11 protein-coding genes and 1 rRNA gene are annotated in these 14,947 nt (G+C 52.7%); 5 read left to right on the top strand and 7 right to left on the bottom strand.

The genetic code is table 11. From position 1 onward, the window contains the following. Positions 1 to 69 precede the first annotated feature (69 nt). Together rsmJ and prlC are read right to left on the bottom strand one after the other, a co-directional pair. Complete coding sequence (rsmJ, locus tag EB241_RS12360) at positions 70 to 825, bottom strand: 16S rRNA (guanine(1516)-N(2))-methyltransferase RsmJ (protein ID WP_124233476.1); 756 nt, start codon at positions 823 to 825, stop codon at positions 70 to 72. After that, on the bottom strand, positions 825 to 2,870 hold the full coding sequence (gene prlC, locus EB241_RS12355) for an oligopeptidase A (RefSeq protein ID WP_124233475.1): 2,046 nt from the start codon (positions 2,868 to 2,870) through the stop codon (positions 825 to 827). Before prlC ends, rsmJ begins: the two co-directional genes overlap by 1 nt. A gap of 178 nt (positions 2,871 to 3,048) precedes the next feature. Here prlC and EB241_RS12350 point away from each other — a divergent pair, with 178 nt between their 5' ends. Beyond that, positions 3,049 to 3,873: a CPBP family intramembrane glutamic endopeptidase gene (locus tag EB241_RS12350; protein ID WP_124233474.1), complete on the top strand. Its 825-nt coding sequence runs from the start codon at positions 3,049 to 3,051 to the stop codon at positions 3,871 to 3,873. A gap of 365 nt (positions 3,874 to 4,238) precedes the next feature. Here EB241_RS12350 and EB241_RS12345 read toward each other — a convergent pair whose 3' ends face one another. Next, positions 4,239 to 4,991, bottom strand: coding sequence for a 5'-nucleotidase, lipoprotein e(P4) family (locus EB241_RS12345; protein ID WP_124233473.1), 753 nt, complete (start codon positions 4,989 to 4,991; stop codon positions 4,239 to 4,241). Between the two features lie 312 nt (positions 4,992 to 5,303). Here EB241_RS12345 and EB241_RS12340 point away from each other — a divergent pair, with 312 nt between their 5' ends. Next, positions 5,304 to 6,146, top strand: coding sequence for a 23S rRNA (adenine(2030)-N(6))-methyltransferase RlmJ (locus EB241_RS12340; protein WP_124233472.1), 843 nt, complete (start codon positions 5,304 to 5,306; stop codon positions 6,144 to 6,146). A 45-nt stretch (positions 6,147 to 6,191) separates the two neighbouring features. Here the strand turns inward: EB241_RS12340 and rnz are convergent, their stop codons facing one another. Next, on the bottom strand, positions 6,192 to 7,106 hold the full coding sequence (gene rnz, locus EB241_RS12335) for a ribonuclease Z (protein ID WP_124233471.1): 915 nt from the start codon (positions 7,104 to 7,106) through the stop codon (positions 6,192 to 6,194). A gap of 155 nt (positions 7,107 to 7,261) precedes the next feature. Here rnz and gorA point away from each other — a divergent pair, with 155 nt between their 5' ends. The 3 genes from gorA to EB241_RS12320 all read left to right on the top strand — a co-directional run bounded on the left by gorA (position 7,262) and on the right by EB241_RS12320 (position 12,181). Then, positions 7,262 to 8,614: a glutathione-disulfide reductase gene (gene gorA, locus EB241_RS12330; RefSeq protein ID WP_124233470.1), complete on the top strand. Its 1,353-nt coding sequence runs from the start codon at positions 7,262 to 7,264 to the stop codon at positions 8,612 to 8,614. A gap of 331 nt (positions 8,615 to 8,945) precedes the next feature. Then, positions 8,946 to 11,126: a catalase/peroxidase HPI gene (gene katG / locus EB241_RS12325; protein WP_124233469.1), complete on the top strand. Its 2,181-nt coding sequence runs from the start codon at positions 8,946 to 8,948 to the stop codon at positions 11,124 to 11,126. Positions 11,127 to 11,359: 233 nt separating this feature from the next. Next, a complete protein-coding gene (locus tag EB241_RS12320) occupies positions 11,360 to 12,181 on the top strand; it encodes an alpha/beta fold hydrolase (protein WP_124233617.1) in 822 nt (273 codons plus the stop codon). 102 nt (positions 12,182 to 12,283) lie between these two features. Here EB241_RS12320 and birA read toward each other — a convergent pair whose 3' ends face one another. The 3 genes from birA to rrf form a co-directional block, all read right to left on the bottom strand. Continuing rightward, positions 12,284 to 13,249 carry a bifunctional biotin--[acetyl-CoA-carboxylase] ligase/biotin operon repressor BirA gene (birA, locus tag EB241_RS12315; protein ID WP_124233468.1) on the bottom strand — a complete coding sequence of 322 codons (966 nt, stop codon included), beginning with the start codon at positions 13,247 to 13,249 and terminating at the stop codon, positions 12,284 to 12,286. Continuing rightward, a complete protein-coding gene (gene murB / locus EB241_RS12310; protein ID WP_124233467.1) occupies positions 13,246 to 14,283 on the bottom strand; it encodes a UDP-N-acetylmuramate dehydrogenase in 1,038 nt (345 codons plus the stop codon). Before murB ends, birA begins: the two co-directional genes overlap by 4 nt. Before the next feature lie 547 nt (positions 14,284 to 14,830). Then, positions 14,831 to 14,946, bottom strand: a 5S ribosomal RNA gene (gene rrf / locus EB241_RS12305). Position 14,947: the final 1 nt, after the last annotated feature.

Here is a 14,947-nt window from a genome sequence, read left to right as displayed (position 1 = left end):
GTCTGACAGAACCCTGTCCGGCAGACGCCAATAAATACATCCCCATCGGGCGGAATTTTCCGCCCTGCTTTATCCATCCAACAGCGGCGGGTAAATATCAAAACGGTGGCTTTTGGTGATCACCGCTGATTGTGTCACCACACCGGCCAGCGGTGGGGCATAGTCAGGACGCTTGACCACTACCCGCTTTTTAGCCAGCTTGCGGGCTGGGGTAAGCAGATCATCAGCATCTGCATCTGCCCCTACCAACGCCTGAAATACCCGCATTTCCTTCTTAACCAGTGCACGCTTCTGTTTATGTGGATACATGGGATCGAGATAAACCACGTCAGGCTTATTGCTGATTTCACTCAACGCCGCCAGGCTGGAGGTGTGAACCAACGTCAGGCGCTCACGTAGCCAGCCGCCGATCTCAACGTCCTGATAACCTCGCTGCAGACCATCGTCAAGCAAAGCAGCCACCACCGGGTGGCGCTCCAGCATGGTTACCCGACATCCCAGTGAAGCCAGCACAAATGCATCGCGTCCCAGCCCGGCCGTTGCATCAACCACCTCAGGCAGATAACTGCCTTTAATACCGACGGCTTTGGCCACTGCCTCGCCCCGTCCACCACCAAAGCGACGACGGTGAGCCATCGCGCCCTCAACGAAATCCACAAAAATCCCACCAAGCTTTGGTTCATCCCGTTTACGCAGCTCCAGATGAGTATGCGTCATTACCAGGGCTATTGGCGCCAGATCGTTGTGGTGTAGCTGCCAGCGGGTGGCTAAAACAGAAAGGGCGTCGTCACCGACGCCCGATTCATCAATGAAACAGATTTCCACTACGCCTGTTCCTGAATACCGTAATGATCCAGCATGGCATCCAGCTGCGGTTCACGACCCCGGAAGCGTTTGAACAGCGTCATGGGCTCTTCAGAACCGCCTCGCGTCAGGATGTTATCCAGAAAAGACTGGCCCGTTTGCCGATTAAAAATCCCTTCCTCTTCGAAGCGGGAATATGCATCGGCTGCCAGCACGTCGGCCCACAGATAGCTGTAGTAACCCGCCGCGTAGCCTCCGGCAAAAATATGACTGAAAGCGTGTGGGAAGCGGCCCCATGAAGGGGCTGGCACCACGGCCACCAGCGTTTTGATCTCCTGCAACATCTCAAGGATCTTCGCCCCTTTTGAGGGGTCAAACTCGGCATGCAGACGGAAGTCGAACAGGCCAAACTCCAGCTGACGCAGAATAAACAGCGCCGCCTGATAATTCTTGGCTGCCAGCATTTTATCCAGCAGTTCCTGTGGCAGTGGTTCACCGGTTTCATAATGCCCGGAGATAAATGCCAGCGCTTGCGGCTCCCAACACCAGTTTTCCATAAACTGGCTTGGCAGTTCGACCGCATCCCACGGAACCCCATTTATGCCAGACACGCCAGGAGTTTCAACACGCGTTAACATATGATGCAGACCATGACCAAATTCATGGAACAGGGTGGTCACTTCATCATGAGTAAACAGTGCTGGTTTGCCGCCCAGCGGACGGTTGAAGTTGCAGGTCAGATAAGCAACGGGCTTTTGCAGCGAACCGTCCGCTTTACGCATCTGACCAACACAATCATCCATCCAGGCCCCGCCGCGTTTGTGTTCGCGGGCGTACAGATCCAGATAGAAACTGCCACGCAGATCGCCGCTCTCGTCAAACAGGTCGAAGAAGCGCACATCAGGATGGTAAACATCCACATCCTTACGCTCTTTAGCCGTTATGCCGTAAATGCGTTTTACCACTTCAAACAGGCCATTGAGCGCGCGTTCCTCAGGGAAATAAGGACGCAGTTGCTCATCACTGATGGTATAAAGATGCTGCTTCTGTTTTTCGCCGTAATAAGTCAAATCCCAGGGATGCAACTCGTCCACACCGTGTTCTTGCTTCGCAAAAGCACGTAGCTGTTGCAACTCTTTTTCAGCCTGAGGCCGCGCACGCTGAGCCAGATCCGTCAGGAAACCAGTCACCTGCTCAACGTTTTCAGCCATCTTGGTCGCCAGCGATTTATCTGCGTAAGAAGCAAAGCCCAGCAGCTGGGCCAGTTCATGACGCAACGCCAGCGTTTCAGCCATAACCTCGCTGTTATCCCACTTACCCGCGTTCGGGCCCTGATCGGAAGCACGGGTGGAATAGGCGCGGTACATCTCTTCACGCAGCGCCTGATTGTCGCAGTAGGTCATCACCGGCAGATAGCTGGGAATATCCAGCGTCAACAGCCAGCCCTGCTGCTCTTTCGCCTCTGCCTGGGCTTTTGCCGCCGCCAGCGCGCTCTCCGGCAGGCCGGACAGTTCACTTTCATCCGTTATCAGCTTGCTCCAACCCATCGTGGCATCCAGCACATTATTACTGTACTTCGAACCAAGCTCGGACAGGCGCGCCGCAATCTCTCCGTAGCGTTTTTGCTTCTCTTGCGACAGACCTATGCCGGACAGTTCAAAATCACGTAGCGCATTATCAACCGCTTTCTGCTGTGCAAGGCTAAGGCCTTGATAGCTGTTCTCTTTCAGATTACGGTACGCCTGGTACAATCCCTCATGCTGTCCGACCCAGGTACTGTATTCCGACAGCAGCGGCAGCGTCTGCTCATAGGCTTCGCGCAGTTCCGGGCTGTTTTTAACCGAGTTAAGATGGCTGACCGGTGAAAAAAGACGCCCTAAACGATCGTCCACTTCTGCCAGCGGCTGCACAAGATTTTCCCAGCTATAGGGCGCTCCCTGAGCCACTGCGGCTTCTACCGCTGCACGACAGTTTTCCAGTGCGCTGGTCACAGCAGGCACAACGTGTTCTGGTTTAATGGCAGAAAAAGGCGGAAGCGTGAAAGAAGTCAATAGAGGGTTAGTCATAGCGCAGTCCTTGTTCATTGAAGGTTGAAGCGCGGTAAACGCGCAATTACGTTAACATGAGGCTAAGCGTGGAGAAAATCAAGGCAGGACAATATGCTTGCCTCTAAACCCAGGCAGTTGCATAATTTTGCCGTCATTGTGTTGACATTATTAGTATTTCTACAGGGAGCGTTTCACCATGTGGTATCTGTTAGCCGCATCATTATTCTTTTTACCCTTTCATCTGCGAACGTCGCTGGTTCTGCTTATCAGCACTCTGCTGTTTGCTCTGATGAATTACACGCTGCATCTGCAAGGGCTGATTGCGCTGGCGTTTATCACTTTGGTTGCCGTTTATCGGACCAGATGTGCACAGCAATCCCCAGGTGGCTGGACGGCAGAGTTTATTCTGGTTGCCAGCGCGCTGGCATTGATGCTGCACCTGATCCCAGGCTTCAATAATTATCAGGTTGTACAGGCGGTGAAGGTCGGACCGGGAAGTGCCCCTTTCAGCTTCTGGTTCAACCTTGATAAAGCGCTCATCCCTTTTGTTCTGCTGGGCTGCCTGCCAACGCTGAGAAAGCGCCCTGCCGTTCCCCCTTCCAACCGGTTGTGGTGGCTGGTGTTGATGTTAGCGATGCCAATGTTGCTATTGACCGCCGTAGTCGCGGGGAGATTGCGCGTGGAGCTGCACTCCCCGGAGTGGCTTGGTTCATTTATGCTGGCAAATCTGTTTTTTGTCTCGCTGGCAGAGGAAGCGCTATTTCGTGGCTATATTCAGCAACGGCTCAGTCAGCTAACCGGCAATACCTGGGGGCTGTTAATTGCAGCAGCGCTGTTCGGACTGGCCCATTATGCTGGCGGCCCGCTGCTGATGTCTTTTGCCACGCTCACGGGGATCATTTACGGGCTGGCCTGGCTGTGGAGTGGCAGGATTTGGGTAGCCGCCCTGGTACATTTTGCCTTTAACCTGCTGCACCTGTTGTTTTTTACCTACCCTGCCTGGCAGCATACGCCAGCATAACAGTACATTTTGCCGGGTGGGCAGTTCGCCGCCTGTTCGGCAACTGAACCCTTTGTGCACCCAGAATCCGTTCACTCGCCATCGCACGGGATACGTTGCTGATGCTTTTTCCTGCATGACCGTATAAAGAGGGCGCTGCCAATATTACCGTCAATTTTGCGCCAGCCCGTCGTTAACCGGTTTACGGCCTATCGCTGATCAAGCGGCCTGATGATGCAGGATATCGGCACAACGCTGAACCGCCATTTGATATGGGCGCCAGCTACAACGAAGGCTGGCGATATATGGCTACATCGGCATCTGACTGATTTAACAAATGCTGTCGCACAACCTGTTTTTCCACTAACGGGAAAGGCCCGGCACCATTACTTAACCGTCGTTTCTTTCCAGCTGTCCAGATCTGCCTTTGACCATGAACCGTAGGATGCATTGGGCAGAACAATCCAGTCATCACCAAAGTGCTGTTCGCTGGATCCAACCAGCTGGCGTTGTTCCCCGGTCGGTTTCTTATTTTTAAATTGCACGGCAAAGTCAGGAAGGCTGTCGCCAAACAGCATCATTATCTGTTGATGTTTCAGGATGCTCTGGCGGCGTTCTTCTTTGCTTGCGGTATCAAGCAGAACACTGTCTTCTGAGACCTGAGGTAATCCCAGTGATTTCAGCGTATTAAGCGTATCCGGTTTATTTTTCTGGCTGCGATCAGAAACATAATAAATACGAACGTGATGGCGGTTCACCTCGTCAAGAAACGCTTTGGCACCAGGGATAAGGCCCGGTTTACCCTGTTTTTCCCATTCATCCCAGGTGTCCCATTTCGTATAGTCATGACATTGTTCAACGTCGCGCACCAGCAAAGCGCTGTTATCGAGCACGGTTTCATCAAGATCCATCACCACTGCATATTTTTCCGGTGATTTCAGAGCGTTGATCTTCTTCTCAAAGCGTTCGGTAGCAAACCGGTATGTCTGTAACTGAAGCGCCATAATTTCAGCCGATTTTTGTTGATACCGAAGGGCCATTTCATAAGCTTTTGGCTGGCACAATTGTTCATCTGCCGCTGCGGCTGATGCGCTTATTACCGGTAATGCCAGTAGCAGCACTTTGTATATTGAATTCACTGTTTTTTTACCCCTTAGTTCAACGTGGCAAAAGAGTAATCATCCAACATGACAAAAAAATGAAGGTGAGAGGTTCACAGGCCTGGGCGATACACCGGTAGCATTCAGGAAGGAATGCACTCTGTCGTATAAGCGCACTGAAACCGCATGGCATTTTTCAACTCCGGTCATCAATGCGGTATACTCGTGCTCCATTTTCCTTCGTATGCTTTTTCCTGCATTTGCTGCTGTGCGCGATTCTGTGAGGTAGTAATTGTAACATAATGATTAATAACCAATTAAAACCTCGTAAACTCAAAAGGATAAAATAATATGCTCAGCTACCGTCACAGTTTTCACGCAGGCAACCACGCCGATGTCCTTAAGCACACCGTTCAGAGTCTGATCATTGATGCGCTTAACGAGAAAGACAAACCGTTCCTCTACCTTGACACTCACGCCGGTGCCGGACGCTATCAGTTGAGCGGCGAACACGCTGAACGCACGGGAGAATATCTCGAAGGGATTGCCCGAATCTGGCAGCAGGACCATTTACCGACCGAGCTGACCAGCTATATCTCCTGCATTAAGGCGCTGAACCCCGGCGGCAGGCTGCGCTACTATCCAGGCTCACCGCTGATTGCCCGCCACCTTTTACGCGCCGACGATAAACTGAACCTGACAGAACTGCACTCCAGTGACTATCCGCTGCTACGTAATGAGTTCCAGAAAGATGACCGCGCCCGCACGGAACGCGCAGATGGCTACCAGCAATTAAAATCAAAACTGCCGCCGCCATCCCGCCGGGGGTTGATCCTGATCGATCCGCCCTATGAAATGAAAAGCGATTACCAGGCGGTAGTGAAAGGCATTCAGGAAGGCTATAAACGTTTCGGCACGGGTATCTACGCGCTCTGGTATCCGGTGGTCCTGCGCCAGCAAATCAAGCGTCTGTTTGCCGATCTGGAAGCCACCGGAATTCGCCGTATTTTGCAGATCGAACTGGCGGTACTCCCCGACAGCGATCGTCGCGGCATGACCGCTTCCGGTATGGTGGTGATCAACCCACCGTGGAAGCTGGAACAGCAGATGAAAAACGTGTTGCCATGGCTACACCAGCATCTGGTGCCTGCGGGAACCGGTCACGTTAAAGTCAGCTGGATTGTGCCGGAGTAACACCTACTTTTCGCTTTGCCGACAGCACTATCCTGTCGGCCAGGGTCAGAGAGGAAAATGCGAAAAGTCGTGAGCCATTTCTGTTTCAGGGAAAATCTGTCGACATTCTTCCAGTAAACGCTCAGCATCATTACGCAGGTAACGCGAACTAAGATGCGTGATAATCAGCTTTTTCGCCCCGGCCTGTTTCGCCACCGTCGCAGCCTGCACCGTGGAAGAGTGACCCCGCCCGTTAGCTTTTTCCTCCAACGCCACTTCAAGGGTCGCTTCATGGACAACCACGTCCGCGTTGGCGGCCAGATCTGCCGCGGCGGGCGTCGGGCTGGTATCACCAAATATCGCCAACGTTAAGCCCTTAACCGACGGCCCAAGATAGTGGCGACCATCAACCACCCGACCGTCTTCCATCGTCACCGTCTTTCCTTGTTTTAGCAGCTGGAAGAGCTGCCCCGGCCTGATACCATCGGCCAGCAGCCTTTCTGCATCAAGCTTTCCTGGCTTGTCATGTTGCTCAATGCGGAAGCCATAGCACTCCACAGGATGCGTCAGCGGATATGCCGTTACGCGGAAATGTTCATCACTGAGCACCTCTCCCGCGGTAATTTCCACAATCTCCAGAGGAAAGGAGAGCCACGAGCCGCTGAGACTGAGCGTGGTTTCAACAAAACGTTTAATACCCTGCGGTCCGTATAGCATGAGCGGGTCTTTGTTTCCGCTCATTGAGCGACTGGTCAGCAATCCCGGCAGGCCAAAAACATGATCGCCATGCAGATGGGTGATAAAGATTTTTTCAAGTCTGGCCATTTTCACCGGGCTGCGCATGATTTGGTGCTGGGTGCCTTCGCCACAGTCAAACAGCCAGCTGCCACCACACCCCGTGGGCAGGTTTAAAGCAATACTGGTCACATTACGCAGGCGACATGGTGTACCTGCGCCGGTTCCTAAAAACAGCAGTTCCATCCGGCTCCCTCTTTACGTTGACTGGCAAACTCCGATTATTACCGATTTTTTTGCACTCTGCCCTATCACAACCATAGGTGCAAACTTTGCGGCCTGCCCCTGAGTGACGCTACACTAACGCCAATTTACTTCACTGACTTATTGGAACATTACTGATGACCAGACATTATGACTACCTTGCTATTGGTGGTGGCAGCGGCGGTATCGCTTCTGTAAATCGCGCTGCCATGTACGGACAAAAATGCGCCCTGATCGAAGCCAAAGATCTTGGTGGCACCTGCGTAAACGTCGGATGTGTGCCGAAAAAAGTGATGTGGCATGCGGCGCAAATCGCCGAAGCGATTCATCATTACGGACCGGACTACGGCTTTGATACCACCCTTAATCACTTTAACTGGGACACGCTGGTTAAAAACCGCAGTGCTTACATTGACCGTATTCATACCTCCTATGACAACGTGCTGGGCAAAAATAATGTTGAGGTGATTAAAGGTCACGCCCGCTTTGTTGACGCGCACACAGTGGAAGTCAACGGTGAGAAAATTACCGCGGATCATATTCTTATCGCCACCGGGGGACGTCCCAGCCATCCGTCAATACCGGGGGCTGAATATGGTATCGACTCTGACGGCTTCTTTGAGCTGAATGCATTACCACAACGCACCGCGGTGGTTGGCGCGGGATACATTGCGGTTGAGATCGCAGGCGTGGTTAACGCACTGGGTTCTGAAACACATCTGTTCGTGCGCAAACATGCCCCGCTGCGTTCTTTCGATCCACTGATTGTTGAGACACTGGTGGAGGTGATGAACGCCGAAGGTCCGACGTTACATACGGAATCCATCCCGAAAGCCGTCATCAAAAACGCGGACGGCAGCCTGACCCTGCAACTGGAAAACGGCAAAGAGCAGACCGTGGATTGCCTGGTGTGGGCGATTGGTCGCGAACCAATGACCGACAATCTTAACCTTGATGTTACCGGCGTGGCGCTGAATGAAAAAGGCTATATCACTGTCGATAAATATCAGAACACGACGGTTGCAGGCATTTATGCGGTAGGTGATAACACCGGTGCAGTGGAGCTGACGCCCGTTGCCGTCGCCGCCGGCCGTCGCCTTTCCGAACGTCTGTTTAACAACAAGCCGGAAGAACATCTTGATTATCACAATGTGCCAACCGTGGTGTTCAGCCATCCTCCCATCGGGACGGTTGGCCTGAGCGAACCGGAAGCCCGCGAGCAGTATGGGGATGATCAGGTAAAAGTGTACAAATCCGCTTTCACTGCCATGTACACCGCCGTGACTCAGCATCGCCAGCCATGCCGTATGAAGCTGGTTTGCGTCGGCAAAGAAGAAAAAATCGTTGGCATTCACGGCATCGGTTACGGTATGGACGAAATGTTGCAGGGCTTTGCGGTGGCGCTGAAAATGGGTGCGACCAAAAAAGACTTCGATAATACCGTCGCCATTCACCCGACCGGCGCGGAAGAATTCGTCACCATGCGATAAGGTGCCCGTCCGCCATCAAACCGGGGTTTACTCTCCGTCATCAGCGGTTCGCCGGTAAGCAAACCGCTAACGTTAAGACAGCGTAACCCATCTCAGAGAAGCTCATTATTGGGCTTCTTTTCTTTATTTCCGCCTGTCAAAGCAATCAGTTACATCTTGTCCTAATCTTAATGTCGTGAGCAATGCGATGCCTGTCAGGTAAACCTCCTGTAATCCTCGACAAAATGAAAGGATTTAGCTATCACACCCGTAGTTTTATTCAGGTAGGACTTAACCAGCAAGGCATTTATCGTAATAAGAAATCGAAACATCATAATAACGGAGCTTATTCATGAGTACGCCAACCGATTCACACGACACTTCCTCTGCTGGCAAATGCCCTTTCCATCAGGGCAAACAGGAGCAACATGCCGGTGGCGGCACCACTAACCGCGACTGGTGGCCAAATCAATTACGCGTTGACCTGCTCAACCAGCACTCTGAGCGTTCCAATCCGCTGGGCAAAAATTTCAACTATCGCCAGGAATTCAGCAAGCTGGACTATTTCGCGCTGAAAGCCGATCTCAAAGCGCTCCTGACTGACTCTCAACCGTGGTGGCCTGCCGACTGGGGCAGCTATATCGGCCTTTTCATCCGTATGGCCTGGCACAGCGCGGGGACTTATCGTTCTGAAGATGGTCGCGGTGGATCAGGACGCGGTCAGCAGCGCTTTGCACCATTAAACTCCTGGCCTGATAACGTCAGTCTGGACAAAGCCCGTCGTCTGCTATGGCCAATTAAACAAAAATATGGACAAAAAATATCCTGGGCTGACCTGTATATACTGGCCGGCAATGTTTCGCTGGAAAACGCCGGATTCCGTACCTTCGGTTTTGGTGCCGGACGCGAAGATGTTTGGGAACCGGATCTCGATGTCGACTGGGGAAGCGAAAAGACCTGGCTGGCCCATCGTCACCCTGAGTCTCTGGCACAAGCACCGTTAGGTGCCACTGAAATGGGTTTGATCTATGTTAACCCGGAAGGCCCGGACAACAGTGGCGATCCCGCTTCCGCAGCACCCGCCATTCGGGCCACCTTCGGCAATATGGGTATGGACGATGAAGAGATCGTCGCATTGATTGCCGGTGGTCACACCTTAGGTAAAACCCACGGCGCGGCACCCGCAAGCCATGTCGGTGCCGATCCAGAAGCTGCGTCGATTGAATCACAGGGTTTTGGCTGGGCCAGCACGCACGGTAGCGGTGTCGGTGCAGATGCCATTACCTCCGGTCTGGAGGTGATATGGTCACAGACGCCGACACAGTGGAGTAACTACTTTTTCGAGAATCTGTTCAAATATGAGTGGGTGCAAACCCGCAGCCCGGCAGGCGCGATTCAGTTTGAAGCGATCGATGCTGATGAGATCATTCCCGATCCCTTCGACAAGGCTAAAAAACGTAAGCCAACCATGCTGGTTACTGACCTGACGCTACGTTTCGATCCTGATTTCGAAAAAATTTCCCGTCGTTTTCTTAACAACCCACAGGCATTTAATGAAGCATTCGCCCGTGCGTGGTACAAGCTGACGCACAGGGATATGGGGCCTTTGGCCCGTTATATTGGCCCGGAAGTGCCAAAAGAAGCATTAATCTGGCAGGACCCGTTGCCGGAACCCGTTCACCGCCCGGATAATGCTGACATTGAGAATCTGAAAACGGCCATCGCGCAATCCGACCTGTCGGTCAGTGAGCTGGTTTCTGTGGCCTGGGCGGCAGCGTCTGGCTTCCGTGGTGGTGATAAGCGCGGCGGAGCAAATGGCGCAAGGCTGGCGCTGGCACCACAACGCGACTGGCCGGTTAACGCCAATGTGGCTCGTGCAGTCACAGTGTTGCAGAGTATCCAGCAGGCATCCGGTAAAGCGTCGCTGGCGGACATTATTGTTCTGGCGGGTGTGGTTGGCGTTGAGAAAGCGGCACGGGCAGCGGGTGTGAACATTTCAGTTCCTTTTAACGCCGGACGCGTTGATGCGCATCAGGATCAGACCGATATCGATCTTTTCGAACTGCTTAATCCGGCGGCGGATGGCTTCCGCAATTATCGTCGTGTGCACAATAGTGCCTCTACCGAAGAGCTGCTGATCGACAAAGCTCAGCAGCTCACGCTGACCGTGCCGGAATTGACGGCGCTGATTGGTGGCATGCGCGTACTGGGCACTAACTTCGACGGTAGCCAGCACGGCGTATTCACTCGGTCCGTTGGCCTGCTCAGCAACGACTTTTTTGTCAATCTGCTGGATATGGGCAACGAGTGGAAGGCTACTGACGCCAGTAACGAATTTTTTGAAGGACGCGACCGCCTGACCGGAGAAGTGAAATTCACTGCAACCCGTGCAGACCTGGTATTTGGCTCTAACGCGGTCCTACGCTCCGTGGCAGAAGTGTATGCCAGCAGCGATGCAAAAGAGAAATTCGTCACTGACTTCGTGGCAGCATGGCATAAAGTCATGAACCTCGATCGCTTTGATTTGCTGTAGGCGTTTGGCAGGAGGGGCTTCGGCCCTTCCTGATTTTACAGCAACAGTGAACATCCCGCCCACGACCGCCAGCATCATATCGTCATGTTGACCGCCTCACATTGCTGTCTGAATCGGTAATTTAGCCCCCCTCTTACCACAGTGAAAATCATCAGCGCAGGCAAATCTCTCTGTTTTCTCCAACCAGGCTATGGTTAAAAGACACAGTATGAGCCTGAGAAAAGGAAAAGATGATGAGTACATTCACCACACAGGACGGTACACAGATTTATTTTAAAGACTGGGGCAAAGGTAAGCCTGTGGTCTTTAGCCACGGCTGGCCCCTGGATGCCGATATGTGGGACAGTCAGATGAATTTTCTGGCAGAACGCGACTACCGCGCTATTGCCTTCGATCGCCGTGGATTTGGCCGATCTGATCAGCCCTGGCAAGGTTATGATTACGATACCTTTGCATCAGATATCAATGATCTGATGGAACATCTCGATCTGCGGGAAGCCACTCTGGTCGGCTTTTCAATGGGAGGTGGCGATGTCAGTCGCTATATCGGTAAGTTTGGCACGGAGCGGGTCGCCAGCCTGGTGCTACTGGGTTCCGTCACGCCGCTGTTTATAAAAACGCACGATCATCCTGAAGGCGTTGATAAATCAGTGTTTGACGAAATTAAAGCCGGACTGTTAAAAGATCGCGCACAATATATCAGTGATTTCGCCGCACCATTCTACGGCACAAATAAGGGGATGTCGGTTTCTGATGGTGTCATGACGCAAACCTTGAACATGGCTTTGCTGGCTTCTCTCAAAGGGACGCTGGACTGCGTTACTGCATTTTCAGAAACAGATTTCCGGCCTGATATGGCAAAAATCACGGTACCAACCCTGGTGATCCACGGCAGTAACGATCAGGTAGTCCCTTTCGAGGCCACGGGCAAGCTGGCCGCCGCAATGTTCAAAAACGCACGGCTGAAAGTGTACGACGGGGCACCGCACGGCTTTGCCGTTACACATCAGCAACAGCTGAACGATGACCTGCTGGCTTTTCTCCAGTCGCTGTAATGGGCAAAAAGTTAGGGGACTTCCGGTCCTTTAACGTCAAGGCATGTCTGAGAATTTCAGCCCCGGTTAAAAAGTATCCTCATACAAAATACCTCGCACTTGTTACTTTTCCAGTGGGCGCAGAGAGATCTCTCCTCCCACCCAGGATTTGACAATGCCATCCTGCTCCAGCAGTAACCCCCCCTGCCGATCGATACCTCTGGCAATTCCGGGTATTTCACGGTCACCAATCAGTAACTTCACCGGGCGATTAATAAAGTTATCCAGCTTTTTCCAGCGCGCAATAAAAGGAGCCAGCCCATCGCGCTCAAATAACGCCAGCGACTGGCGCATGTTGTTTACCAGGCTGGCCGCCAGCGTGTTTCGATCGATTCTGACACCGGCTTCCTGCAGATTAATCCAGCCCTGGTTGACGATGGCGGGATCGGGCGATCGCATCGCCAGATTAATGCCAGTCCCGATAACAATGTGTGCCGCATCACCTGTTTTTCCCGTCAGCTCTACCAGAATACCGGCAAGCTTGCGATCCTGCAGATAAAGATCGTTGGGCCATTTAACCCGCACATCGCTGGCACCTAAATTTTGCAGCACTTCGGCGGTCACAATACCAATCACCAGGCTCAGTCCCATCGCGGCAACCGGGCCATCTTCCAGGCGCCAGTACATTGAAAGATAGAGGTTTGAGCCGAAGGGCGAAAACCACTGCCTGCCGCGCCGTCCTCTTCCGGCCTGTTGATACTCTGCCACACAGGCATCGCCGGGCTGCAACTGGTCCATTCTTTCCAGCAAATACTGGTTGGTGGAGTCAATCACTGGGATTACGGCCAGACGACCATCAGTTAACTGGTCAGCAATCGTTTTTTCATTGAGCAATTGAATGGGGGCAGGCAGGCTGTAGCCTTTGCCAACCACGGTAAATATGTCAATGCCCCAGTCTTTCAGGGTCTGGATATGCTTATTGATCGCCGCACGGCTCATACCAAGCTTTTCACCCAGTTGCTCACCGGAATGAAATTCGCCATCAGCCAACAGTCCGATTAACGCTAAAGGGACAGTATTTGCTTTCATGCAATAACTCCAACCGCATCCTTTTCTCCTGAAGCACCAATAAAACGGACTTCAGGCTCAAGCCAGACATGAAATTTGCTGCCAACACGCAGACGCACTTCTCGCGCCAGCGCCACAATATCATTGCTGGTAGCCTGTCCCTGATTAATCAAAACCAATGCTTGCTGACGATGCACAGCGGCACCACCGACGCTGAAACCTTTTAGATCGCAGCGCTCAATCAGCCAGCCAGCGGCCAGCTTGACGCTGCCATCACTCTGAAGGTAAAACGGAGCATCCGGGTAATTTTGCCGTAGTGACTCAGCAAAGGCACCATCGACTACCGGATTTTTGAAGAAGCTACCGGCATTACCTGTCACCCGGGGATCGGGTAATTTACTGCTACGCATATGACAGACTGCGTCAAAAATTTGCTGAGCGGTCACGGTGCCCGGATCTAATTTGCTCAGCTCACCATAGGACATGACTGGCTGCCACTGCTTTTTCAGTCTCAGGCCAACAGCAACAATGGCATAGCCTGTCTGGTACTGATGTTTAAATATACTGTCCCGATAGCCGAACTGACACTTTTCCGCTGGCAAGCGCTGAATTTCACCGTTACTGAGTTCCAGTACATCGACATATTCACAAACGCTTTTCAGCTCCACGCCGTAAGCACCAATATTTTGTATTGGGGCCGAGCCAACGCAACCCGGAATCATCGCCAGGTTTTCCAGGCCGGAAAAACCATTTTTTAACGAATACTGCACCAGCCTGTGCCAGTTTTCACCTGACCCAACGTGCAGATGCCAGGCACTGTCGCTCTCTTCAACCCCGATCCCTTTCAGGCGGTTAACAATTACCAGACCATGGAAATTTTCCAGAAACAGGATATTGCTTCCCTCTCCAAGCAAAAGAACGGGCTGTCGCTGCTGCTGAGCGCTGTGCCAGGCAGCAACAAGATCAGCGGCGGTTTCAGCCACTACAATCTGCTCTGCCATGGCATCAAGACTGAAGGTATTAAAGAGTTTTAAAGAGTGGGGCTGGCTGGACATCGGATGGCCTTAACGAATTTAACTTTCGCCAGTTTACCCGAACGCCTGGCCCGGCAGTTTTTTTTTTACAGCGATAAGGAAAAAAATCAGGACAGTGCCGACATTCAGTGACACCGGTGTTGTGCTCCGTCCGCGCTTCACAGTGCCACGCACACAGCAGCGGTTCTGGTGTTTTCTGTCAGCACCCGGTGCAGCGAAAGCGTGGTATGACGCCTGCGCATCAGGAGCAGGAGCAGGAAGCAGGAAGCAGGAAAGGGATAGCGTGACCGCCGGGAAATGTCGGGGCATCATTGAACAGCTGAAAATGTTTCATCATGGATGGGTGGGCATCCCACCGGGAGGCTGAAGGCCTGTTTCCTGCTGATTTCTCTCACGGAGGAAGATGTATCAGGCCGGGAATGGCGGTTTACTGGCCGGGCGGCAGAACCTCTTTACGCCGTTTTATCATCCCGCTCTCTTCGCCGCCGGCACGCCTCTCCGGCAGGTTTACCCCCGCCATAACGCAAAAAACCCCGACCAGAAGGCCGGGGTTTCCGCTTTGTATGATGCCTGGCAGTTCCCTACTCTCGCATGGGGAGACCCCACACTACCATCGGCGCTACGGCGTTTCACTTCTGAGTTCGGCATGGGGTCAGGTGGGACCACCGCGCTAAAGCCGCCAGGC

This window comes from Erwinia psidii (assembly GCF_003846135.1).
GTDB classification, from domain to species: Bacteria; Pseudomonadota; Gammaproteobacteria; order Enterobacterales; family Enterobacteriaceae; genus Erwinia; species Erwinia psidii.
Note: the sequence above shows the minus strand (reverse complement) of the source record. Positions and strands in the feature narration are given on the sequence as shown.

Excerpts from the sequence above, each read along its gene's own strand:
- rnz (WP_124233471.1), bottom strand. The coding sequence starts at position 7,106 with ATGGAACTGCTGTTTTTAGGAACCGGCGCAGGTACACCATGTCGCCTG.
- EB241_RS12340 (WP_124233472.1), top strand. The coding sequence starts at position 5,304 with ATGCTCAGCTACCGTCACAGTTTTCACGCAGGCAACCACGCCGATGTC.
- EB241_RS12350 (WP_124233474.1), top strand. The coding sequence starts at position 3,049 with ATGTGGTATCTGTTAGCCGCATCATTATTCTTTTTACCCTTTCATCTG.
- katG (WP_124233469.1), top strand. The coding sequence starts at position 8,946 with ATGAGTACGCCAACCGATTCACACGACACTTCCTCTGCTGGCAAATGC.
- gorA (WP_124233470.1), top strand. The coding sequence starts at position 7,262 with ATGACCAGACATTATGACTACCTTGCTATTGGTGGTGGCAGCGGCGGT.
- EB241_RS12320 (WP_124233617.1), top strand. The coding sequence starts at position 11,360 with ATGAGTACATTCACCACACAGGACGGTACACAGATTTATTTTAAAGAC.
- prlC (WP_124233475.1), bottom strand. The coding sequence starts at position 2,870 with ATGACTAACCCTCTATTGACTTCTTTCACGCTTCCGCCTTTTTCTGCC.
- birA (WP_124233468.1), bottom strand. The coding sequence starts at position 13,249 with ATGAAAGCAAATACTGTCCCTTTAGCGTTAATCGGACTGTTGGCTGAT.
- murB (WP_124233467.1), bottom strand. The coding sequence starts at position 14,283 with ATGTCCAGCCAGCCCCACTCTTTAAAACTCTTTAATACCTTCAGTCTT.